Raw genomic sequence first — 22,984 nt, forward strand, 5'->3', positions numbered from 1 at the left:
ACAACCCGAACTCAATGGGCATTTCCTAGTTCTTAACGCACCTCCAAGATGTCGGATTGAAATGTGTTCCAAAGAATCGTCCAGTCGTACTGGAACAAAGAGTACCCCACGAACGAATTTTTGTATCGAAACTCAAAGGCTGATTTCATATTCATCCGAAAAGTTGAAATTCATAATATTTAATTTTTTAAATCCAATATTAGGAAGATGTCTGTAATGTCGGAGTTCACAAATTAGCGATCATTTCCTATAATTTATCGAAAACAGACGTTATCATCCATATACGAATTTTAAGGTCGATTCTTAGATCGAAAATTCGAACGGGCTTCGAATACGGCAAATACTCGAAATCTTTACCTTCAAGACGCCGGTTTTTTCCAAATCAAAGATCCAAGACCTTTAAATTTTCCACTCCTATTCTTAATTTCAAAAAAAGCTCCAGTCGTTTTTTTTCCACGTCACCGATCGGACGTTTCCATTTTACGAGTATCGTAACTTCTTTCGAGGAGGTAAAATCCTGCACATTCTGAACCAGAAAATCTCCGAAAGAAAACGATTCCACGTAAGGAAACAATACATTGATCTCTTTCGCCACGGATTGAACCAGATGATCCTTATCCTTCAAAACCCGAAGTTCTTTTTCCAAAAGTTGAATCTTCTCTTCCTGGTTTTTCGAACCAACTCCGGTTTCGAGAGAAAGATTTCCAGGCTTCTTGTGCTCCGCTTCCCCAGCTTGGATAATCTTCAATTCGGTTCCCTCCAGACCGTATTTAGGAAGAAGGGTCTTCAACTGGGAAAGAACGTCTTCGGACAAAGTTTCACCGATTATCGTAACTTCGATTTTTTTTTCGCCGCTCTTTCTTACGACGTTTGCGGAGAGGATCTTACTTTTTTCAAATGTGAAATGATTCTCGAGATAACTCTTTGCATTCCGTTTAAACGAGGAATCGACTACGATATCGTAGGCGAAATAAAGGCTAGGAAGAATCAAACAGATGGATACCAAATATACGTAACGATAGATCTTTTTATCAACCGCCGGATCCGTATAAACGGTTCGAGTGAAATTCAAATAACGTACGAAAATTAAGGTACTGATTCCGATAAAAACACTGTTGATCAGATAGAGATAAAAAGCGCCGAAGAAAAATTTTAAATTCCAATTTGCAAGTCCGTAACCCGCGGTACAAAGCGGAGGCATCAAAGCAGTGGCAATCGCTACTCCGGGAATTGCGTTCGAGATCTTGTCTTTTCGAGAACCTGCCACAATACCGGTTGCACCTCCGATGAATGCGATTAACACATCGTATATGGTAGGGGATGTTCTCGCCAGAAGTTCGGATTGAGCGTCGGAAAGCGGGGAAATCAAAAAGTATATTGCGGAAGTAAAGAGACTTAAAAAAGTCATTACCGCAAGATTACGTAGGGATTTTTTCAAAAGCTCGAAGTCGTAAATTCCAAGTGCCAACCCCGCCCCCATGATTGGTCCCATCAAAGGAGAAATGAGCATGGCTCCTATGATAACCGCAGTAGAATTGATATTTAGACCGATGGATGCTATGAAGATCGCAAAAATCAAAATCCATAAAGCGGAACCGGAAAAATTAACTCCCCGCTTGATCGATTCGATCGTCCCATTCTCGTCGGTATCATTTCTAATATGAAATAAGGAATCGACGAACTCAAACAATGGGCTCAATAAATCCCAAAAACTCGGTTGTTGATCGTCGGTTTTTTGTTCACGGGATGTTTTTTTTTGCATAGAATTTTTCTCCTAGTAAAAACAGACTCAAAACAAATCGAATCTGCTTTTTGATATTGGTCTTATTTCTATTCAGCTCAAATTTTCTCCGAATGAATTTATGAGCCGAAGCTCAAAACTTTTTGTCAGCAATATTTCGGCCCTGACAGTTTAGCCTTTTTAGAGCTTATAGTCCACTAAAAAGGTTTGGATCGACTGGCTACTTTTATAAAATCCAAAGATAAAATCGCCGTTTTGAGAGCAACCATCCGATGAAAATTTTATAGAAACTCCCATTCATTTTAAAAAGAGGACACTCAAAAGTTCATCTTAAAGATCGAATATTCGTCCTAATTTCCCGTTTTACACTGTTATAACACTGTTATAAGCCTTTTGAAATGGATTCTTAAGTTTTGTTCCAATTCCATTTCCGCTTTTGCGGACTTTTCATTCTCCGAAATGATCCATTCTGGAATTTTACCGTATGTGAATTTTCGGTTTCTCCATTTGTAGGAACTTTTTAAATGTTACTCGGAATTACATAAAAGAGCGCTTACTATTTTGCACTGAAACAGGTCTTTGGAATAAAAATTATGGTATTCAAGTTTACAGGGATCAGTAGCGGACAAGCGTTAGGACTTTACAACGTCAATCCCATGAAAAAGAGAGCAGGTTATAAAGTCCTAAAAACTTAGAATTGCGGGGACTACGATTAGAAGTTATCTCAAAAATACTTTATCTTTGCTTAAAACGCCGATTCCAATCATTCTAAGATATTTCTGAGATAACTTCACGTGAATCCAATATAGAAAAGTTTGGGCGAATCCGGCCTTTGTAAGTAAAGACCGGACCGGGCTCTCAACTCCGGTCAAGTTATTGTAAAACCCCGGAATCAGATTCAACTTTTACAAGAACCCGTCGAGCGCCAATAGAAGCGAGACGCTTTAGTTACCAACTTGATCTTTCTAATAAAGCAAAATTAAGTTTTTGGGAAGCGCTGTAAAATACCAATCACTTGACCTCTCATCGATCCCTTTCGCATTTGTTATGCCAAACTCACATTATTTTATTACGAACTTATGAAATGATTGTGCTGATTTCTTTTCAGGTTTTTGGACAAGTTCTTAGAAAATAACTTACATGAGGTGGAAACAAACCTTTGAGACAACCTCCCATCAACGAAAATGCCCCCATGCCGAATTCGAACTATTATCTAAAAATTTGAGGACAAGCGCGAAGGCAAATTACGATTTTACGAAAGAACAGAAACGCACAATTACCCTAAAATTTCAATCCAAAAACACAAAAAGCCCAATCAATTCAAATGTTTTTATAAATTATATTTGAATATATCAATATTCTATTTCTAAGAAATGCTTTCAATTCCAAACTTTTTCCAAGATTCAAAATTTGTATTTTTGAGATCAAAAAAATATTACATAGCTTTCCCTATGAACTTTTTAAATAAGTCGAATAAAAACATTTCTATTTATAAACTGCGCGCACAATTTTAAAAATTTTTTCAAATTGCTTCCGATACATTTAAAACAAAATAAATTTATTATATATCGATTTATTAAATATAAATCAAAAATTGATTTATATCGTAAAAAGAAAAATCAATCCGCCATTTGAAATATAAAAGATAGATGAAAACCGAAGTAAAATCATATTACAAATACTGGGGAAAAGCAGATAAAGAAGGCAACTATCATCTTCTGGCCTATCATTGTTTCGACGTTGCAGCGGTAGGAGAAGTTTACTTATCCCAAAACGAAACTCTATGCACCCATTTCTCTCGGAAATTAGGAATCGATCCCATAACTTTTAAAAATCTTTTTGTTTTTTTTCTGGTACTACATGATCTGGGAAAATTCTCGGATTGTTTCCAATCTCTTATTCCGAACGTCAAAAGTGCATTAGATAATTCTAATCCTCCAATCGGTTCTTATTCTATACGGCACGACAGTTTAGGTTATATTTTTTGGGGAAAATGGATCCTGAAAGACGAAAGATTCGGAAACTACGACGGACTTTTAACCGAACAGAATTGGTTGAGTTGGAACGGATTACGCTCTTCCAAGGACAAAAGTTATTTTACGGAATTTTTAGACGTTTTGATTCGTTGTGTAACCGGACACCACGGACGTCCTCCTTCTAAAAACGGATATTCCGGACAAACGGCGGTCAGTCTGGATTCCCATTTTACAGAAGCCGACCGGTCGGCCGCTTTGGACTTTTCCAAAGAAGTGAATCGTATCTTATCCCCGAATTTAAATTTCGATGGGGATTTTAAAACGTTATACAACTCGGCCCTCCGAATTTCCTTTTGGCTCGCGGGGCTTTCCGTTTTGTGCGATTGGATCGGTTCCAACGCTGAAATTTTCAAGTATCATCAAACTCCAATCGATTTAGAGGAATATTATACAAAAATTTCCTTAAAGAGAGCTCTGGAGGCCATCAATAGGTCCGGGCTTTTGCCTTCTAAAATAACTTTCAACAAAGATCACTTTCGTATTTTTGAATATTTGCGGGAACCGACCCCTTTGCAGAAATTTTGCTCGGAAGTAGCGATACCGGACTCCCCTTCCCTTTTCATTTTAGAGGACGTCACCGGTTCCGGAAAAACGGAAGCCGCTCTCATCTTAACCCATCGTCTTATGCAAAAAAGCGCCTACTCCGGTTTTTATGTGGGTCTTCCGACAATGGCCACCGCAAACGGTATGTATCAAAGAATGAGCGGCGTATACAGAAACTTATATACGAAAGAATCCATCCCCTCTTTGGTCCTTGCACACGGTGCTCGGAATTTATCCGATTCCTTTCAAAGTTCCGTGATTTCGGATAACGCAATTCTTGCGGATCGAAATTATTCTCTCCAACTCGATAAGGACCCAGAAGAAAGCGCCAGCGCCATTTGTAACATTTGGCTTTCGGATAATCAGAAAAAAAGTCTTCTCGCGGACGCTGGAGTCGGTACGATCGATCAAGCTCTTCTTTCCATACTCTCCACTAAGTTTCAATCCCTTCGAATGTTCGGTCTTTCCCGAAAGGTTCTCATTTTGGACGAAGTTCATTCCTACGATCCTTATATGGTCGAACTCATCTGTTGCCTTTTAAAAGCCCAGGCTAAAATAGGCGCCTCGGTGATTCTCCTTTCCGCAACCTTACCGAAAATTCTTCGTAAAACGTTCTCCGAATCCTTTGCCTTAGGATTGGACACGGAACTTCAAGATTTAAAAAGTGTGGAATACCCTCTTATATCTTTAATCTCCGATCGGTCCGAGGTGGAAGAAATTCCGATTTCCACTCGAAAGGAAGTGAGTAGAAAATTGAACGTGAAGTTCCTTTTCAACCAGGAACAAGTATTACAAAAAATATTAGAAATGTCGAATCAAGGACGTTGTGTCTGTTGGATTAGAAATACGGTTTCGGACGCCTCCCAGGCATTTTCTTTTCTCCATTCCAAGTTAGGCGATCAGGTTATACTCTTCCATTCTAGATTTGTAATGGGCGATCGATTGAACATAGAATCCCAAATTTTGGAAAACTTCGGAGTCCGAAGCGATCAGAATTCGAGAAAAGGAAAAGTAGTCGTTGCAACCCAAGTTGTGGAACAGTCCTTGGATTTGGATTTCGACTGTATCATCACGGATCTCGCTCCGATCGACCTAATTTTACAAAGGGCCGGTAGACTCCATAGACATTGTAGGGACATATTCGGAAACGCCAAACAAGGATTAGACGAAAGAGGAGAGCCGATCCTATGGATCTTTTCTCCGGAACCGATCGAGGATCCGACCTCGAATTGGTTCAGTCAATTCAGTCGAGGCGGAAGTATGGTCTATTCGGATCACGGTAGGCTTTGGCTCACCGCAAGACTTCTCCAAGAACGAAAAGGTTGGAGAATGCCAGAAGATGCAAGAAATCTAATAGAGTCCGTGTATGGGATCGACGTTGAGATTCCGCAATCCTTTCGAGAAAATCAGTTCAAAGTGAAAAACGATAAGAAAAAACTGGAAAGCGCCGCGGCTTTGAGTACGATTCATTTGGAGTTAGGGTATGACTCCACCTTAAACGAAACTTCTTGGGACGATTCCAAATTTTCCACAAGATACGGTATAGACAATTCTTCCAAAGCGGTTCTGGCCAAGTTCGTTTCCGATCGTTTGGTTCCTTGGATCTCCGGCACAACCAGAGACTGGCAAAATAGCGAACTTCCCGTTCCGAATTATCTTGTGGAAAAAGAATTTATATTCGAAAATTTGAATTTTTCCGAAGTTATCTCTAACTGTAAAAAAAATCTACCGGATAAAGGCAAACATTGCGTTTTACTCCCCTTGTTCTACACAAACAATTCTTGGAGAGGCAAAGCCCTTAACAAAAAGAACGAAGTAGTTTCCTTTACCTACGACGAAAGATTCGGTTTTAGAAAAGAGAAATAAAGAGGAACCTTATGAATTTAATCAAGGACGTTTGGATTCCGGTCCAAAGGTTTTCCGAAAAATTAGAAGAGATCTCCCCATTTGAGATCACTTCCCGAATCGAGAATGACTCGGATCCAATCATGTCCTTAAACGCTCCTAGACCGGATTTTAACGGCGCTTTGCTTCAATTTTTGGTCGGACTTTTACAAGCCGTTTTTCCCCCCGAAAACGAAACCGAATGGGAAGATCTTTTCGTAAATCCCCCCTCTCCCGAGGTTTTAAAAGAAGCGATGGAGAAAGTAAAGTCCGCCTTTGAGCTGTTTGGTGACGGCCCTAGATTTATGCAGGATACAAACCTGAACGAAGAGGATACGGTCTTTGATATCTCCGCGTTGTTTATCGAATCTCCAGGCGAAAATACGATCAAACTGAAAAAGGATTTTTTCATCAAAAGAAATTCCATTTCTCAGATCTGCGAAAAATGCGCGGGGATCGGTCTTTTTTCCTTTCAGACCAATTCTCCTTCCGGAGGTCAAGGACACTTAACGTCCATTCGAGGCGGCGGACCTTTGACTACATTCGTAACTTCTAAATTAAAAAACCCTAAAAAAAACTCTCTTTGGTCGAAACTCTGGCTCAACGTTCTTCCGAAATCCTACTTCCAAGTCAACGGCCAAAAAAAGATTCCGTTTCAATCCGTCTTTCCTTGGACCAACCCGAAAATCGAAGATCTTCAATCGAAAGGGAAAACGACCACTCCCAAAGACCTACATCCTTTGAGCGTCTATTGGTCCTATCCGAGAAGAATCCTCCTACGTAAAGATGTGGAAAACGGTATTTGCGACGTCTGTAACCGTTCTTCCTCCGTTTTGGTCCGTTCCTATCATACAAAAACCTACGGTCTGAGTTATTCGGAAGGAGGTTGGATCCATCCTCTCAGCCCTTATTACAAATCTAAGGAGAGTTGGTTTCCGTATCATCCTCAACCGGGAGGAATCCTCTATCACTATTGGCAGACGATCGCCTTGGGTAAGGAGCAAGAAGATCAAGCCGCCTTGGTCATTCGCCGTTTTTTGAATCGGAAAATTCCGGGAGAACAGACTTCGATTTTAACCTTCGGTTACGATATGGACAATATGAAAGCCAGATGTTGGTACGAATCCGAGATTCCGTTTTTCAATATCCCTTCCGATAAAATCGAAAAATTCGAAGAACAAGTTTCACAAATTCTAAATGCAAGTACGGAGGTCAAAAAAAATCTTCGTCAAGCAGTGCGTAACGCTTGGCTTGATAAGAAAAACGATTCCAAAGGGGATTTGACGTTTTTGGACGTTTCCTTTTTGAAAGATACGGAAAATTCTTTCTACGATCTGATTCGAAACGTTCAAGAAAATCTGATCTCAGGCGTAGCGGACTTTGCCGCCCTGAAAGAAACCTGGCTCAAACTTTTAAACGAATCCGCTTGTAAACTTTTCGATCAGTATGCGGAGTCCGGTTCTTTCGAATTCGAAAACATCGAAAGAATCGTAAAGGCGAGAAAAAATCTGAAAATCTCCAATCTCGGTTCGAAAACTCGAATCATACTCGGACTAATAGTATCTGAAAAAACCTCCAAAAGGAACAAAAAATAAAGACGATGAAATTTTACGAAAACAAAGAGAAATATAAGGAAACTATAATTAACTGGTGGATCGATCTAAAATCCAGAACGGGAGACAGAGCCGCCCTGAGAAGATGTTCCAACGGATTAGACACTTTGTTGATCCCTTATACCCACAGACTGATCTCCCAACTCTTCCAGGAAGGGTTTCAATTTTTTCCGGATAAGATCGGTCCGATTGCAGGTATTCTTTCTCATATCGAAGAGGACAATCCTTCCGTTTCATTCGCTCGCAGTATGGCGCGAAAAGAGGGAGAAAATCCGGTCATCAACGAGATCCGCTTCAGAAAAATATTATAATATTCGGATATACTTTCGGAAGAGCTGTTCTACCAAAATATGGTCCGGATCGTCAAGAACCTGAAGAAAAAAGCGAATATTTCAGATCTTTCCCTTTCCATTTACTCTTGGAATCAAAGAACCAAAAAAGACTGGGCCTACGATTATTACGGAACCCCAATAAGCGAAAACAACCTCGAAAATTCAGAAAACCTACAAGGAGAAAATCAATGAACCGTTTCATTCAATTTCATTTCCTCACTTCCTACCCCCCTTCCAACTTGAACCGGGACGATTTAGGAAGACCTAAAACCGCAATGCTGGGAGGGGCGAATAGGCTTCGTATTTCCTCTCAAAGCTTAAAAAGGGCCTGGAGAACTTCGGATCTTTTTCGGGAAACGTTATCCGGCCATATCGGAACGAGAACCAAAGAGAAAGGAAAAGAAATCTATCAGAAATTATTGGATGGAAAGATTCCCGAAAAAAACGCAAGAACCTGGAGCAAATCGATCGCGGGTAGATTCGGAAAACTTAAAAATCCTTCGGAAAAAGAATTGGAAAAAAATCCGCTTTTGGATCTGGAGATCCAACAACTCACTCATTTCAGCAAAGAGGAGAACGAGGCAATTTCCTCCTTAATCCAAAAACTGATCGATTCCAAAAAAGAACCCTCCAACGAGGATTTGAATCTTTTGAAAAAGGAAAATTCCTCTTCGGATATCGCCATGTTCGGTAGAATGCTCGCCTCCGACCCCGCGTTTAACATCGAAGCGGCCGTTCAAGTCGCCCACGCGATTACGGTTCACAAAGTTGCCATCGAAGAAGATTTTTTTACGGCAGTCGACGACTTAAACAGCGGAATCGAAGACGTAGGAGCCGGTCATTTAGGAGAAGTGGAATTCGGTTCCGGTCTTTTTTATCTTTATATCTGCGTCAATAGAGAACAACTTCTTAACAATCTGAACGGTAATAAAGATCTCGCCAAACGTACGATAAAAGCGTTAGTCGAAACATCATCTACGATTTCTCCCACGGGAAAACAAAACAGTTTCGCTTCCAGAGCGAGAGCTTTGTACTGTATGGCGGAAAAGGGAAACGAACAACCCAGATCCCTACATACCGCGTTTCTAAACTCCGTGGAAGATAGAGGAATTTTGAACGCGGCGATTTTGAAATTGGAATCCAGTAGACAAAACTTCGAAAAAGTATACGGCTCCTGCGCTTCCGGGGGTTTTAAAACTTTCAACGTGGACTCCGGCAACGGCTCCTTAAAAGAAATATTAGAATTTGCTCAAGAGGATTAGATGAAAGATTATTTGGTTTTTCGCCTCTACGGTCCTCTCATTTCTTGGGGAAATATCGCAGTCGGCGAATATCGTCCCAGCGATTCTTTTCCGACTAAATCCGCAATCATCGGTTTGATCTCGGCTTCTTTCGGATTCGATCGTTCGGAGGATGGAAAAATTTCGGAACTTGTTAAAAGCGTTTTTTTTGCCACCAAAACGCTCAATCCCGGAAATTTATTACGAGATTATCATACGATCCAAAGCCCCGGAAACGTTAAACGGTCTTTACTTACTAGAAAGGACGAACTTTTGGATTCGGAGTACGTCGAGACTATTCTTTCGAGCAGAGATTATAGAGTGGACGCCGTTTACGACGTAGCTTTCTCGGAAAAAAAACGGGCTCCCTACTCATTGAAGGAAATTAGAAACGCTCTCTTGAGTCCGATCCATACTCCGTACTTAGGTAGAAAATCTTGTTCGATCGCTCTTCCTATGTGTCCCGAAATTTTGAGCTCGGATTCATTTCCGAACGCATTCGAAGAATATAATAAAATTCTTATGAAGAAATACGAATCCTCGGATTACAAAGATCCCTTGGCAGATTTGTCTTCCAAATCGTCCGCGATTTTGTATCTTTGGGAAGATCCAACGGAACTTTCAGAAAAAGATCATACCCATTCTAGGAGAGACGAAATCTTAAACCGAAATAGATGGCAATTTCAAGATAGAAAGGAGTTTTTCAAGAGTGTGTCCAAAATTTGATCCGAGTATGATTGTCCTTAAATACGAATTTTATCTCCATGTTTCGGTCAATCAAATGCGAAAGCGATTATTATGTTGCGATCCATAGAAAACGAAGTTGAATTCAAGCGCAGATCGGGCCCTCTTTTTTTAGGTCCGATCTCGCTTAATTCAAGTTTTGAACATTCAGATCATCTCAAGATCTCCTTTCCGGAAAGCTAATATACGTTTGTCGAGAAAGTTGATTTCGGGATATATTTAAACGAACGCCAGATACCAAAAGGAGAACCGATATGTTTTTATCACAACTTAAATTAGATACTCATAATACTAATAATAAAATCGTTTTTAACTGGATTCAAAATCCTTATAATATCCATCAAAGGTTGTGGATGGCTTTTTCCGAATATTCGTCGAAAGACAAACCTCAAAATTCTCCGTTCCTTTTCCAATTGGATTATAACTCCGATCCGGGTAAAATTTCTCCAAGGATACTTGTATTTTCCGAAAAACTGCCGAACTGGGAACGAGCCTTTCAAGAATTTAAGGTTTTAACGGAAATCCCGGTCGGGAATCAAATCAAACAAATTTCTCCGACTTTTATTCAAGCCGGCGCAGTTCTGCGCTTTTCCCTTACCGCAAATCCCACGAAAAAACTTAAGGATTATCGTAGTTTGTTTCAGGAAGAACTCGAAGGTTTCCCCGACAAATTTGATCCTTCGGATCGTGTTTCCTTTTTGGAAGGAAAATCCAAACTGGAAGATCTGAAAAAAACTCTTACTAAGGACCAAATTCAAAAGTTAAAGTCGAAAAGAGTCGGGATTTATCACGAGAAAGAGTTATTGAATTGGTTGAGTAAAAAGGGCAACGATAACGGTTTCTCTCTCCTAAACGCAGTCGTAGAATTTCAATCCGATTTTTCCGCGAATAAGATCAAAGGTTCTTTGTCCCCATCCATTCCTAAAATTCATACCGTCTCTTTTTCCGGTATTCTTAAAATCATGGATCCCGCTCTTTTTAAGATCGCTTATACCAAAGGAATCGGTACCGGAAAAGCTTTCGGTTGCGGCATGTTATTGTTAGCGAGAACGTAAGGTAAGTTGAGGACTTTTATATCTTTGCAAAAATCGTCCGTTTATTTTCGGTATCACTTTCATACACTCGAATAGGAGTGTTCAATAACGTGAGTTCGGAAGCGAAAGTGGATTTTTTTAAAAGTCTGCCGATTTCACGAAGCCTATGACGAATCGCTACAAACGAATCTCCTCGTATTTTACATACAATGGATTTATGTTCTTCTACTCGAATCGCCACCGGTTTCAACCTTCGTCTCATCAAGTCGGTATAAAAATTCGTCGGTTTTTTCAATAGGAAATATATACAAATTTTACTTCAAGGTCATAAGAAAACATTCGCAATCTTCATCATATTGAAAGGCATTTAAGATTTCCTCTCCGCTATATGCGATTTTTCCTACTGAAGACTCAACTCGAATCTCAGAATAACTATAAATAAGACTTCGGGGATCATTGTTGTTATTACTCCAATCTATGAAATAAGCATATTTAGGACTTAATTCTAAAGAAACTTCTCCGCGATCCTCATTATATCGAATGTTCCGCAATTGTATTTTTTCTTCGAACTTCGATTGATTCGACCAACAATTCGACCAATATGTAATCGATCCCGATTTGACCCGAAACCAATTCCGCAAATCAAGAAAAGGAAGTTGTAGATTTCCAGAATGGAATTCCGTTCCCGTAATCCAAGATTGAAAATGATGTTGTAAAACGGGAATCCGCAGTTTAAGAACTAGAGTTACTTTATTATCTTTTTGATTTAAAATCCCAATATTCCAAACACGGCTACAGGAATTGATCGTGAAAAAAAGGACCGGTAATAATATTAATAAAAACGAAAACTTTTTTTCCACAGAACCTCAATCTAAAGTTCAGAAACTCACATAAAATCAGAATCTTTCCACAAAATGTGGAACATATATTTTAAGAGGGAACTTATTTTTTGCCGATCTTTTCCAGTTCCTTACCGATTTGTCCGGTAAGAATATAAAAATACATTACCCAATCTCCCATAAAAGATTTCAGCGGATAGGTAAAAGTCGCAGGACGGTTTTTCTCAACAAAGAAATGGCCTATCCAAGCAAAGAAATAACCGAAAAACAATCCGGTAAGAATATAAAAGGGATTGAAATTGGCGATAGCAGCCAAAATCCAACCAATCGCAAAGGAAGTACCGATAAAATGAAGAGCGCGGTTAACCGGATGAGAATGCTCTCCTAAATAAAAAGGCCAAAATTCCTTGAAAGTTGCATATGTTTTTGGAGTGGCTTCGGTTGTCATAATCGTTCATCCTCTTTTTTCTTCGATTGTACCGACTACGGTCTTAAAAATCAAGCATTTGAACGAATGATCAAAAATCGAATCCTATCCTCTAAACGATCCCTTACCCTCGGACATAGGAAAAGAATACCATAGTAAGTTTGTTTCAAAAGTTAGAACGTTAGATTTTCTTCAAAAAAGCCAATAATTCTGGATTCGACGCAATTTTGTGAGGACTTCTATATCTTTGCAAAAATCTTCCGTTTCGAACAGGCTTGTTTGTCCGTATAAAATCGAGTGCCCTGAATGTTTATTACAGAGCCTGATTCAATGCAAAATATACGAACCTTACCGTATGATTCAAACTAATCTCTTTCAATTCTCTAAAAAACCGACCAGAAAAAAGATACGACAAATAGCCATCGCACATTATATTCTTAATTTATAATAAACAAATATATTTTAAATAAATAATTTTTATTATATTCATTTTTTATATTACAAGATCCGACAATCAATTCGTTATGCCAAACAGAAACCTACAAGAACTTCCGAAATTTGAAGACAATTGGTCGCATTTATACTTTGAAAAGGGTAGGATCGACCAATTTCAGAAATCCATCGGTTTTCATTATCTGGATAAAGTCGTTCCTATTCCGATCGAAACGATCGGCCTTCTTTTATTGGGTCCGGGAACCTCGATCACTCACGAAGCGATCAAAAGGATTTCGGATAGCAGGTGTCTTCTCGCTTGGACGGGCGAAGGCGGAGTTCGTTTTTATTCCGCCGGTTATACAGGTACTTATTCCGCCAGAAACTTACTTCGTCAGGTGGAAGCTTACGGTAATCCGAAGGAAAGAGTGTCGGTGATCCGTAAAATGTATCAGTTCCGTTTTTCGGACGAAATTCCAGCGGACGCTACCATCGAACAAATTCGCGGTTTGGAAGGGGCGAGGGTTCGAAAAATTTACAGGGAATGGTCCGAAAATTCCGGAGTTCCTTGGAAGAGCAGATCTTACGACCAAAACAGCTGGGACTGGAGCGATCCGATCAACCGTGCTCTTTCTTCCGCAAACGCTTGTCTTTACGGAGTGGTTCATGCGGCGATTCTTCAATCCGGTTTTTCTCCGGCTATCGGTTTTGTTCATACGGGCAAACAGTTGTCCTTCGTCTACGATATTGCGGATCTTTATAAAGCTGAAATTACGATCCCTTTGGCTTTCGAAATTACTGCTGAAGACGCGACTAACGTAGAAAGAAGGGTCCGTTTCGCCTGCAGAGATAAATTCAAACATAGTAAATTACTTAAACGAATTATTCCCGATATCAAGGAGTTGATCTATGGTGGTTTTGATTTTGGAGAGAGTGAAGACTTCTCAGAGGGGAGAGATGTCGCGGTTAGCCATTGAATTGAAGCCGGGCGTTTTTGTAGCTTCCATTAATGCGAGAGTTCGAGATCGAATCTGGAAAAAAATTTCCGAAGAATGGAAATCCGACGCGATCATGTTGTTTTCGAGCAACTCGGAACAGGGTTACGGCATCCGTTCTCACGGCGATCCTTCCCGCGAGATTATGGATTTCGACGGTTTACTTCTCATGTCCAAACCCGATCCGAAACGTGATCAGATAGAAGTCATGAATGATTCCGATTTTTCTATAACCACCGAAGACGAAGTTTCTCCTTTTTCAGATCTCAAAGGCTTTTTCAACGAAAAGGCAAACCGCCTTCTTTTAGAAGCAGATGTTCCTGATGAATCTTAGGATCAGACATAATTCTGAAGATTCCTATACAAACTTTTAGCCTATTCCCCACATGCGTGGGGTTGAACCGCCTATCCTGTACGGCCTTTATAGTGATGCCATACTATTCCCCACATGCGTGGGGTTGAACCCGAAAAAATAAAGGAACAGAACAAACGTAGGGCGCGTCCAAAACCAAATTCTGCTTTATCAGAAAGATCATTTCTTCAAAGATTTCTGGAGTCGTTTTAAACTTTGATATAGATTTTCCTTTTATCTAAGAAACTTAAAATTCCCCACCAAACAGACAAATGAAGAACCGCGTATAATAACGATGCAAGATACGGATCTGCAAATAAAACAAGTTTAGAAAAAAACCAAACTTTGACACCGACCGATTTTCCATTCTCCAACACGATCGTCCAAAAATTGAGAGTTCTCGCAAGAATTCCGGAACCTACAAAGACTAAAATCGCATTTTTACCGAATACAAAAAACGGTTGAAAAAAGATTTTCAAATCCAAACCGTTCCACTTTTTCAAAAGAATTAAAGAATCTAAATATTCAAAAAATCCTATACACAAAAAAGAGAGCCCTGTCGTATATACCGCGTAACTTCCGGTCCAAAGGCTTTTATTCATCGGTAAACTTCGATCCCATAATAAACCGACGAAAGTGAATAAAAACCCCAACCCGAAGATACTTAGAACCCTATTTTTTCCTCTACCTTCTCTCCGAAAAAGGATAAACCCACAAATTACTCCGAACAAAGAAGTGGCAATCGACGCGATTCCACTTAAAAATCCTTCCGGGTCCCAGGTTTTGGAAAATTTCCAAAGATGTTTTTCTCCGAAAATCGTTCGATCGATCCAGGCTCCGATGTCCTTTCCCTGCTCTAAAGACACCATCGATTCTCCAGGAGGAGCGATGTGTGTTAAGATCCAAGTATGAACGAGCAAAATCGGAATTAAAAACACAAGCACTTTCTTTCCCGGAAATATGAGAAACAAAGTTGCGACGACCCAATACACAAATCCGATTCTTTGCAGGACGCCGGGAATTCTAAGCTCCGAAAAAGTCCATTCTCCGAAAAAATTCAAAAACAGCCCGAGTAATATTAGACTAATGCCTCTTATACAAATTCCGATCCAGACTCGAATTCGATTAATTCCATTTTTAGAATATAATGAAATTGGAATCGATGCTCCCACCGCGAATAAAAAAAAGGGAAACACCAAATCCGTCGGGGTACAACCGTTCCACTCGGCATGTTTCAAAGGAGAATAAACGTAAGACCATGAACCGGGATTATTTACGAGTATCATTCCGACCACGGTCATTCCTCGGAATAGATCCAAAGATAAAATCCGATCCTTATTTTGAGTTGATTTTTTTTCCAAAAGACGACCTTTGAACTTTTCGTTTTTTCACTCGTGAGAACTCTGTTTTCCTATCGCATACAAATTCGATCTTTGATTTCCCGGGATCATTTTTCGCCGAATCCGCTTTTCGAATTCCAAAAAATTTATAGCTCGTCCCAAAACCCGTCGAGCGACCATAGAAGTGAGGCATTGAGTTTAAGAGAGTTTGGCTCTAATTCCACTACGCTTCAATCGCCTTTGTATCTGTTAACTCACGTTATTTTAAGATTTTGGAATAGACTTTAAATAAAATCGGCTTTTAAATTCCTTTATTCCGAAACTAAAAATTTAAGACCTAAAACAGAAAGAATTAGAGTAGACAAAAAAAATCCTCTCCAAAAATCGATAGGTTCTCCGTGAATTACTATACCGACAAGTATGGTTCCTGCCGCCCCCAAACCGGTCCAAATTGCGTAAGCGGTTCCCATCGGAATCGTCTGAACCGCCTTGTTCAGAAACGCCAAACTAAAAACCGCAGAAACCACAAAACCTCCGATCCATGTCGGTTTAGTAAAATTATCGGATAACTTGAGGCAAGTCGTAAATCCGATCTCGAATGTAGAAGCGATAATAAGATAAATCCAAGCCATAACTCAAACTCTTTTATTCTAGATGGATATCAACTCATTATCGAAGAATCCCGATCATTGTCGACCACGAAAGAAATCCGATAAACTTGAATTTTTATCCAATCGCCCCATAAACGGAAACGAATCCGTAGTTTTACGGATCAGGATCGAATCGGTTCTATGGATACCACAATCCAGACAAACACCAGCATTTGCTCAAGAAATCCGTTTATGAGTTTCAAAATATATTCAAATTTTATAATGATCGATTGGAATCGGAAGAATCTACAAAAAATCGATCCGAAACATATCCTCTAATTTCGGGAATCCCCAAGAGAAAATCGCAAACACGACAAATTCGGTTCCATCGAGTGTCCGTATTATTATTTTTCTCGGATAAGATTCTTGAGATTGAAACTTTCTGGAAAAAAAATATCCTTTCAATAAAGCACTTAAGTAACCCAATCCATAAAAGAAACATAATCTGTGGAAACTAGCGCGTTTTCTATTATCAACTTATTTATGATTGAGCTAATGAATTTCAAAGTTTTGGAACAGACTTTAAAATTCTTTTCAAAATAATTTGTTTTGTTGAAATTGTTCCCCATGAAATCGACCGGACTCATTCGAAATCACACTTTTCCATTGTTTCCGGCTTTTTTACTTTACAACGCGTCCCAAAACCCGTCGAGCAACCATAGAAGCGAGACGTTGAGTTTCCCGAGCGACCCTTAGGAGCGAACGCACTGAGTTTTCTACTTTGTCAGAAAGATCAAGCTGCAAGGTTCTGTCCAGCCCCAGTTTTTTCTTACGGAAAAAACTGGGGCTGGACAGGTTCTTATCTTTTTTCGTCCGTGCCTTTGCCTTCCGAAAATGCAGAACCAAAAAACGTTTGCGCAAAACTCGGAGCGTTCCCAATCAAAAAGGAAAAATTCCCGCCTTCCCGCTCTTTCGAAGGAAAATACAAAGATCTTTCTCGATTTTGGCCTGAGGATTCGATCAAATCCAAAACCACCGAATCGAATACGTTTTCGGTCCTCCAGATCGGATTTAATAAAAAACTTTCATATTTCCTAATCAACCTTCCTCCTCCAATCTCCTAAAAACAGCCTTTCGAACCTAGGGTAATCACCCTCCTCTAAAAGTAATTTCGGAGTCGAATATGTACGGATCGACCAAATGTTTCTTTTTTATCCATATAATTCAGTTTATCATAATATTCTTTTTTTCATTCGAAATTCTATCGAAAAACGACGGAGATTCCCTGGCCTTTTTCGAGGAATATCTCTCCAAAGAGAAGTTCGATTCTCCCAAGAGAATTAAAATCGATCTCAAAAAAGCGGAAGAGACCTTTTTAAGAAACAACCTATCTCTTCTCGCAAAACGCCTGGAGATAGAAGCTTCCAAAGCGGAAATCATTCAAACCCACCTCTGGGATAACCCTATCCTTTCCATCGACCAAAACATCTATAACCAAAATACCAACCGCTATTTGGATACTACAAGAAACGGTCAGACCACGATTCAAATCGAACAGATTTTCGTATTAGCGGGAAAACGTGATAAACGAATTCGTATCGCCCAATGGAATACCAATACAAAAGAACAGGATTTTTACGACCTTTTAAGAGCGCTCAAACTGGAATTGAGAGTCACATTTTATAAGTTATCCTTTCTGAAAAAATCCCTTGAATTTTTCGATGAAAACATCAATTCCATTCGAAAGACGATTAAAAGTTCGGAAGCGGTCTATAAAAATCGGGACATCTTGCTCTCCGAAGTCCTAAGACTCAAATCCATCCTGTTTCGACTCGAAACGGACCGCTCTGAAATAGTAAGCGACATTATAGAAAAAGAGAATATTCTAAAATTATTACTCAACGAACCGAATTATTCGGAAGCGATCCTCGAAATCGAAACTACCGATCTAGACGAAAAACGAAATTCGATCCTTGCCAAAAGCGACCAGGAACTCCTTTCCATCGCTTTTGAAAAAAGGCCCGATCTTAAAGCCTTGGAATTTGGAATCAAGGCCGAACAAACGAACCTCGCTCTCCAAAGGTCTTTAGCAATTCCGGATTTAACACTCGGAGGAAGTTGGGATCGCGCGGGAAACTACATCAATAATTACTACGGTTTTACGGTTTCCATATCGATTCCCACATTCGATCGTAATCAAGGAAACATTCGGGAATCGGAATTGATTCTCGCCTCAAAAAAAGCGAAGTACGAGGAAAAAAAAATCAAGATCAAAGCCGAAGTTCTTTCCGCCGTCGGGAAAGCCAAAGAGAAAGAAAGGTTACTCTTGGAATATAAGAATTCCTTTACTAAAGATTATCAAAATCTGGCAAGTTTAATGGTGGAGAATTATCGTAAAAAGTATTTAACAATTTTGGAATTCTCCGATTTTTTCGAAGCTTACAGCGACAGTTTTCTGAAAATGCTTCGTCTTCAATCGGATCGAATCGGAAGTCTCGAATCCGTCAATTACACGTTAGGAAGTACCGTTTTGGAGATTGGCAGATGATTTTGAAAAATATCTTCTCTTCACTGATTCTATTCTATCAAACAAGACTGAAATCGATCTTGTTCGTGGGATTTCTCATTCTTACTCTTGCGATCTTCCTACATAATCGGAACTTATCCAAGAAAACGCAAGAACACCGGAAATTGGAAAAAGCAACCAGTCCTCAGGTCACTGAGGCAGGAGCAAAAATCGAATTTCCAAAAGATTATCCCGGGCTTGCACGTTTAGTATATCAAAAAATCAGAAAGGGGAACGCCGACTTCTCCGTAATGGCCTCGGCTCGTGTAATCGCAAGCATCAATACTTCGGTAAATTCCGGCGAAAAACTAATCCTTTTCGATTCGGGAGAAACGACCCATCTCTATTCAGAATACAAACGGACTCGCGTAGTCGCCTCCAAAGCGTTCAAGGATCTGACAAGAGTGAGAGATATGTACGTCAATCAAGCCGCGACTAGAAGAGACGTCACCGAAGCGGAGTCCAACTTTGCGGTCGCCAAGGCGGAAGGAGCGGAAGCGGAATCCAAATTGAGAACGATCGGTTTTAATCCAAAAGAACTCGATTCAGTTTCCGGTACTTCATATTGGATCATCTGCGACGTTCCGGAATCTCAACTCAGCGAAGTAGAAAACGGAGAAGAAGTAAAAATTCAATTTCCTTCCTTTCCCGGAAAAATTTTTCTTGGAAAGGCAGAAGCCATCGGAGAAGTAATCGATCCAGTTTTAAGAACCGTAAAAGTTCGGGTCACTCTTAAAAACACAAAAGAAAAAATCCTCCCCGGCATGTTTGCAAGAGTGGACTTCGGCGATCCTCGTTCTTCAATTCTTGCAATTCCGAATCGTGCAATCGTTACGGTCGACGAAAAGAATTACGTTTTTCTAAAAGAGAATGAACATTCTTTCCGTAGAAAGCAAGTCGTGTTGGGTTCCTCCGGAGAGGAAAGAACGATCATAAAAGAAGGTTTATCCGAAGGAGACGAGATTGTAATTGACGGTGCTTTTCTTCTTAAGGGAATCAGTTTTGGATTTTAAGGAATGGTCGAAAGACTCATAGAATTTTCCCTTAAAAGAAGAATCCCGACAATCCTATTAGCGTTATTTGTCTTTGGGATCGGCCTTTGGTCTTGGAACACCTTGAAGAAGGAGGCTTATCCAGACGTCGGAGACACGCAGGTCACCGTCATCGCTCTTCTTCCGGGTAAAGCTGCATTGGAAGTGGAAAAACAAGTTACCCTTCCCTTGGAAAGGGAACTTAACACGGTTCCCTACGTATTAACTCGAAGATCCAAAACGATCTTCGGTCTCAGCGTCCTACAACTTATCTTCGAAGACGGAGTCTCCGACTTTACCGCAAGAGAACTCGTGTTGGAAAAAATCAGAAATGCGGATCTTCCTCAACACGCGAATCTTTCTTTAGCACCTCTCACCGGGCCGGTCGGGGAAATATTCCGTTATACGATTGAAGCCGGAGAAGAATGGAGCGGAATGGATTTACGAACGATTCAAGATTGGATCGTCATCCCCGCCTTACGTCAGGTGAACGGGGTTGCAGACGTAATCAACTTTGGAGGTTTGGTAAAACAGTATCACATCATAACTTCTCCCAATCGAATCTATCGTTACAATCTTTCCATACGCGACGTCATTGAAACGATTTCTTCCAATAATAGAAATACGGGGGGACATACGCTTACTAGAGGGGACCAAAGTTTCGCCGTACGTGGATTAGGTGCTATTCAAAATACGGACGACATCCGAAATACGGTGATCGCGTCTTCCGGTGGAACCCCCATTTATATCGGCAATCTTGCCTCCGTCGAAGAATATCCCAAACAACCGGACGGAATTTTTAGTTACGCTTTGAAAGATCCTCACTCTTCCAACATCAAACTCAGAGAATCGGGAGTTCAAGGTCTGATCGCTATGCGTAGAGGCGAGAACCCTTCGGAAGTAGTGGAACGCGTTAAGGAAAAATTGGAAGAAATCAACCGTAACTACCTTCCCAAAGGAGTTCGTTTAACAACAACGTACGACAGAAGTGATCTCGTAAATTTTACTGTAAATACGATCTCAAGAACCCTTTTCGAGGGAATCAGCGTCGTAGTTCTCGTTTTGATCTTTTTTATAGGAAGTGTCAGATCGGCATTAGTCGTAGCTTGTACGATTCCCCTTTCTCTTTTATTCGCATTTTCCCTCATGAAAGTCACGAACATCCCCGCAAATCTTCTTTCCTTAGGCGCTATCGACTTCGGGATCATCGTAGACGGAGCAGTCGTGGTCGTAGATAACATTTCCAGAAAATACAAGGAGGCGAAAGGGAAAAAAATATCTGGTCTTTCATTCAAAGAAATCGAAACTCTCACGATAGAGGGCACAAAGGAAGTCGGCATCGAAATTTTCTTTTCCATATCCATTATCATTCTTGCATATATGCCGATCTTCACCTTTCAAAGAATCGAAGGTAAACTATTTTCTCCGATGGCTTTCACCCTTTCATATGCGATTTCAGGAAGTATGCTCATCGCTTTGACCTTTATTCCCGTTCTGATGACTTTCCTGTATAGATCCAAATTGGAAAAAAACGGAAACGATTCCTTGGAATGGCAAAATCCTATCTTCATTAAGATCCAAAATTTTTATTCTCTATTTCTCGCCAAAAGGTTAGTCGATCCAAAAAAGGTCGTCGCATTTACATGGATCCTCGTATTAGGAATCGGAAGTTTTTCCTATTTTAGATTGGGAATCGAATTCCTTCCGGAACTTGACGAAGGCTCGATCAATATCCGTTGTTTTTTTCCAGTAGGAATTTCCCTAAAAACGTCCGAAAAATACGTTCCAATCATCAGGAGTACAATCCTAAAACACGAACAAGTTTCTTCCGTTCTAACACAGCTCGGTAGAAACGACGAAGGAAGCGATCCTTACGGGCCTAACCGTTTGGAAATTCTAGTAGGACTCAAAGACTATTCCGTCTGGAAAGAAAAAATTTCCAAACGTCAACTTCTTTCTAAAATAAAAAAGGAACTTCAGGAAAATCTTCCCGGAATCGGCTTTCTTTTTTCTCAGCCGATTTTGGATAACGTTACGGAATCCGTGACGGGAAGTGTTTCGGATCTAGCAATTCTGATTAACGGAGAAGACTTAAACATACTTCGCAATCTAGGCGAACAAATCCTTACGACGATCTCAGAAATTCCGGGAGCGACGGAATCCGGAATCGAACAGGAAGGAGATCAGACACAACTTACGATAGAAATCAACCGTAAACAAGCGGCGAGATACGGAATAAACACTTCCGAGATTTTGGATACTATGGAAGCGGCGATCGGAGGAAAAAAAGTCGGAATGCTCTACGATGATTTCAAACGATTCGAAATCGTAGTGAGATACACGAACGATTTCCGTTCTTCGATTGACTCGGTTCGTACGCTGCTCGTGACCGGACCGGGAGGAGCGAGAATTCCACTTTCGGAATTAGCAAATATAAACTTCAAAGACGGTCCTACGATCATTCAAAGACAAGACGGCAAAAGACAAATCTCCGTCAGAACCAACATAAGAGGAAGAGACCAGGGAAGTTTTGCGGCCGAAGCCAAGGAATTAGTGGCCGAAAAAATCAAAATTCCGGAAGGAATCGAAATCCATTGGGGAGGACAATTCGAAAATCTGCACAGAGCAGTTTCCCGTCTACGATTCGTAATTCCACTGACATTATTTGCAATTTTTCTAATACTCTATGTAATGTTTAAAACACCCCAAATGGTCCTGCTCGCTATGTCGGGCATTCCGATCTCCATCAGCGGCGGATTACTCGCCTTACTTTTCAGGGGAACAAATTTTTCGGTGTCCGCCGGTGTAGGACTCATTTCCCTTTTCGGAATCTCCACTATGACCGGAGTTCTTTTTATATCAAGATTATTGCATATGCTTGAGAAAAACCAAAACAAGGATTTGAAATCATCCGTGATCGAAGCCGCCGTCATCCAGCTCAGGCCGAGAATCATGACGGTCCTTTTGGCCTTGTTGGGGCTAATACCTGCGGCGATCGCAAGCGGAATCGGTTCCGACATCCAAAAACCTCTCGCCACAGTGATCGTAGGAGGTCTCACTCTGGAATTACTCGTCACCTTAGTTTACATTCCCTCCCTATTTTATCTTACGGAAAAAAGAAAACGAATCGTGCCAAATTCTTCGAATAAAAACGGATAAAATCGACTTCGGAACTTTAACTTTTTTATTTACATTTCAAAAAGGA

Annotated in this window: 18 protein-coding genes and 1 pseudogene; 11 read left to right on the forward strand and 8 right to left on the reverse strand. The window is 40.3% G+C overall.

Features of this window, described 5'->3' with window-relative positions:
- Positions 1-382 precede the first annotated feature (382 nt).
- Both CLV95_RS05845 and CLV95_RS20040 read right to left on the reverse strand, forming a co-directional pair.
- Positions 383-1,762: a DUF389 domain-containing protein gene (locus CLV95_RS05845; RefSeq protein WP_002721440.1), complete on the reverse strand. Its 1,380-nt coding sequence runs from the start codon at positions 1,760-1,762 to the stop codon at positions 383-385.
- A gap of 698 nt (positions 1,763-2,460) precedes the next feature.
- On the reverse strand, positions 2,461-2,643 hold the full coding sequence (locus CLV95_RS20040) for a hypothetical protein (protein ID WP_002734077.1): 183 nt from the start codon (positions 2,641-2,643) through the stop codon (positions 2,461-2,463).
- Positions 2,644-3,390: 747 nt separating this feature from the next.
- On the opposite strand from CLV95_RS20040, the gene CLV95_RS05860 reads away from it, so the two are divergent.
- The 6 genes and pseudogenes from CLV95_RS05860 (at position 3,391) to cas6e (ending at position 11,228) form a co-directional block, all read left to right on the forward strand.
- Positions 3,391-6,186 carry a CRISPR-associated helicase/endonuclease Cas3 gene (locus tag CLV95_RS05860; protein ID WP_002734241.1) on the forward strand — a complete coding sequence of 932 codons (2,796 nt, stop codon included), beginning with the start codon at positions 3,391-3,393 and terminating at the stop codon, positions 6,184-6,186.
- A gap of 11 nt (positions 6,187-6,197) precedes the next feature.
- A complete protein-coding gene (casA, locus tag CLV95_RS05865) occupies positions 6,198-7,799 on the forward strand; it encodes a type I-E CRISPR-associated protein Cse1/CasA (RefSeq protein ID WP_002734187.1) in 1,602 nt (533 codons plus the stop codon).
- 5 nt (positions 7,800-7,804) lie between these two features.
- A pseudogene (casB, locus tag CLV95_RS05870) lies at positions 7,805-8,341 on the forward strand (type I-E CRISPR-associated protein Cse2/CasB).
- The gene (gene cas7e, locus CLV95_RS05875) at positions 8,338-9,411 is read left to right on the forward strand and encodes a type I-E CRISPR-associated protein Cas7/Cse4/CasC (RefSeq protein WP_002733994.1); all 1,074 of its coding nucleotides are present in this window, start codon (positions 8,338-8,340) and stop codon (positions 9,409-9,411) included. Before casB ends, cas7e begins: the two are co-directional and overlap by 4 nt.
- Positions 9,412-10,155 carry a type I-E CRISPR-associated protein Cas5/CasD gene (cas5e, locus tag CLV95_RS05880; protein WP_107694890.1) on the forward strand — a complete coding sequence of 248 codons (744 nt, stop codon included), beginning with the start codon at positions 9,412-9,414 and terminating at the stop codon, positions 10,153-10,155. It begins immediately after the preceding gene.
- Between the two features lie 272 nt (positions 10,156-10,427).
- Positions 10,428-11,228: a type I-E CRISPR-associated protein Cas6/Cse3/CasE gene (cas6e, locus tag CLV95_RS05885; RefSeq protein ID WP_002722881.1), complete on the forward strand. Its 801-nt coding sequence runs from the start codon at positions 10,428-10,430 to the stop codon at positions 11,226-11,228.
- Between the two features lie 16 nt (positions 11,229-11,244).
- Here the strand turns inward: cas6e and CLV95_RS05890 are convergent, their stop codons facing one another.
- From CLV95_RS05890 to CLV95_RS05900, 3 genes are all read right to left on the reverse strand, one after another.
- Complete coding sequence (locus tag CLV95_RS05890; protein WP_228003531.1) at positions 11,245-11,469, reverse strand: hypothetical protein; 225 nt, start codon at positions 11,467-11,469, stop codon at positions 11,245-11,247.
- 52 nt (positions 11,470-11,521) lie between these two features.
- Entirely contained in the window at positions 11,522-12,067 is a 546-nt protein-coding gene (locus tag CLV95_RS05895; protein WP_002734173.1) for a hypothetical protein, read from the reverse strand.
- 82 nt (positions 12,068-12,149) lie between these two features.
- Positions 12,150-12,494 carry an Mpo1-like protein gene (locus tag CLV95_RS05900; RefSeq protein WP_002724063.1) on the reverse strand — a complete coding sequence of 115 codons (345 nt, stop codon included), beginning with the start codon at positions 12,492-12,494 and terminating at the stop codon, positions 12,150-12,152.
- A 503-nt stretch (positions 12,495-12,997) separates the two neighbouring features.
- Here CLV95_RS05900 and cas1e point away from each other — a divergent pair.
- Together cas1e and cas2e are read left to right on the forward strand one after the other, a co-directional pair.
- The gene (gene cas1e / locus CLV95_RS05910; RefSeq protein WP_002734269.1) at positions 12,998-13,882 is read left to right on the forward strand and encodes a type I-E CRISPR-associated endonuclease Cas1e; all 885 of its coding nucleotides are present in this window, start codon (positions 12,998-13,000) and stop codon (positions 13,880-13,882) included.
- Entirely contained in the window at positions 13,863-14,234 is a 372-nt protein-coding gene (gene cas2e, locus CLV95_RS05915) for a type I-E CRISPR-associated endoribonuclease Cas2e (protein ID WP_016749004.1), read from the forward strand. The genes cas1e and cas2e overlap by 20 nt, the downstream gene beginning before the upstream one ends.
- A gap of 227 nt (positions 14,235-14,461) precedes the next feature.
- Here cas2e and CLV95_RS05920 read toward each other — a convergent pair whose 3' ends face one another.
- From CLV95_RS05920 to CLV95_RS05945, 3 genes are all read right to left on the reverse strand, one after another.
- The gene (locus tag CLV95_RS05920) at positions 14,462-15,613 is read right to left on the reverse strand and encodes an acyltransferase family protein (protein WP_002724068.1); all 1,152 of its coding nucleotides are present in this window, start codon (positions 15,611-15,613) and stop codon (positions 14,462-14,464) included.
- A 290-nt stretch (positions 15,614-15,903) separates the two neighbouring features.
- The gene (locus CLV95_RS05930; protein WP_002734000.1) at positions 15,904-16,224 is read right to left on the reverse strand and encodes a DMT family transporter; all 321 of its coding nucleotides are present in this window, start codon (positions 16,222-16,224) and stop codon (positions 15,904-15,906) included.
- 817 nt (positions 16,225-17,041) lie between these two features.
- Positions 17,042-17,284: a hypothetical protein gene (locus CLV95_RS05945; protein ID WP_002734026.1), complete on the reverse strand. Its 243-nt coding sequence runs from the start codon at positions 17,282-17,284 to the stop codon at positions 17,042-17,044.
- Positions 17,285-17,365: 81 nt separating this feature from the next.
- Here CLV95_RS05945 and CLV95_RS05950 point away from each other — a divergent pair, with 81 nt between their 5' ends.
- The 3 genes from CLV95_RS05950 to CLV95_RS05960 are packed head-to-tail and all read left to right on the forward strand — an operon-like array spanning position 17,366 to position 22,938.
- Complete coding sequence (locus CLV95_RS05950; RefSeq protein ID WP_002724094.1) at positions 17,366-18,730, forward strand: TolC family protein; 1,365 nt, start codon at positions 17,366-17,368, stop codon at positions 18,728-18,730.
- Entirely contained in the window at positions 18,727-19,761 is a 1,035-nt protein-coding gene (locus tag CLV95_RS05955; protein ID WP_002734052.1) for an efflux RND transporter periplasmic adaptor subunit, read from the forward strand. Before CLV95_RS05950 ends, CLV95_RS05955 begins: the two co-directional genes overlap by 4 nt.
- Positions 19,762-19,764: 3 nt before the next feature.
- A complete protein-coding gene (locus CLV95_RS05960; protein WP_002723955.1) occupies positions 19,765-22,938 on the forward strand; it encodes an efflux RND transporter permease subunit in 3,174 nt (1,057 codons plus the stop codon).
- The last annotated feature ends 46 nt before the right edge of the window (positions 22,939-22,984 follow it).

Source organism: Leptospira borgpetersenii serovar Javanica (assembly GCF_003046425.1).
Classification (GTDB): domain Bacteria; phylum Spirochaetota; class Leptospiria; order Leptospirales; family Leptospiraceae; genus Leptospira; species Leptospira borgpetersenii.